This window comes from Parazoarcus communis SWub3 = DSM 12120 (assembly GCF_003226565.1).
In the GTDB taxonomy this organism is placed as follows: domain Bacteria; phylum Pseudomonadota; class Gammaproteobacteria; order Burkholderiales; family Rhodocyclaceae; genus Parazoarcus; species Parazoarcus communis.
The window spans coordinates 1-975 of sequence record NZ_QKOE01000075.1 but is presented as its reverse complement, the minus strand read 5'-3'; the positions used below and the strand labels follow the sequence as shown (position 1 = coordinate 975).

Genomic DNA, 975 nt, shown 5'->3' with positions numbered 1-975 from the left:
CCTTGAACCTATCGGGTATATCCCGCCCGCAGAAGCTGAGGCAAACTACTACAGGCAGCTCGCCAGTCAGGCCGCGATCGCGACCTGACTTAAACCAACCGGCCTCCACGGAACCCGGGGCGATTCAGTTTCAGGAGTTAACATCCATGATGTTCAATTCTTGAGGGGTGTGTCCCCCAAGGTCCATTCGCAAATCACCACTGAGTGGGCACGGTTTGATAAAGCTGCTGGTGGCAATCCTACTGCGGCTCAAATCGCGGATTTTGCCAAGCAGCTTGACCGGAAATACGAAAGTAGTTTTATGTGGCCAGGATTCTAAGGACTTAAGATGCGCGCAAGAAAGTCGGATTTTCTTGAAGAAATAGCAGTGTCGATTGATTATTGGGTTGATACTGTCGCTGAAGCGATGACAGATCTAAGCGCGGATCTCATTTGGGTTGATGAGCAAGAGCCATACCAGAGGCTTCAGAAGGTATTCGAGAATTCAGAGTTAAATAATGATGATCTAAAGAAAGTTATTGCAGAGTGTCTGCGTGGATTTACAGTTTCTGTTTTGACTGCGATAGATGGTGGAACTGCTCTTGCTGAAAAAGGCAGAGTGTATTTGGTTGACGACGCTGGTAACAACTTGGGTGAAGGCTTGCATGATGATTTTGTAAGCCATTTGCTTGAAACTGGGCGTCTTAGAGAGTAGGCAACCCGAGTTCTGAAGGCCTGGGGGCCCGGCAGTGACCGCCGCGGCCACCACCTGCCCGACAGCCGCCGCCCCGGTCGCGGTCACCGACTACGCCTACGACGACCTCGACCGCCTGATGCGCGTCACCGAGGTGCTCCCCGCGGCGCAGGGTGGCAACCGGGTCACCGAGACGGTGTACAACGCCGACGACAGCGTGCACCAGGTCAAGCGGGCGGTCGGCACGGCGCTGGCACAAACCTACGCCACCACCACCTACAGCGCCAACGGCCTGCCGGTCA

At 54.6% G+C, this 975-nt stretch carries 2 protein-coding genes; both read left to right on the top strand.

Annotation, left to right across the window (positions count from 1 at the left end):
* The first annotated feature begins 328 nt into the window (after positions 1-328).
* On the top strand, positions 329-694 hold the full coding sequence (locus DNK49_RS23075; RefSeq protein ID WP_110530409.1) for a hypothetical protein: 366 nt from the start codon (positions 329-331) through the stop codon (positions 692-694).
* Between the two features lie 34 nt (positions 695-728).
* Positions 729-975: hypothetical protein (locus DNK49_RS23070; protein ID WP_133255170.1), on the top strand; the 247-nt coding region annotated here is incomplete at its 3' end.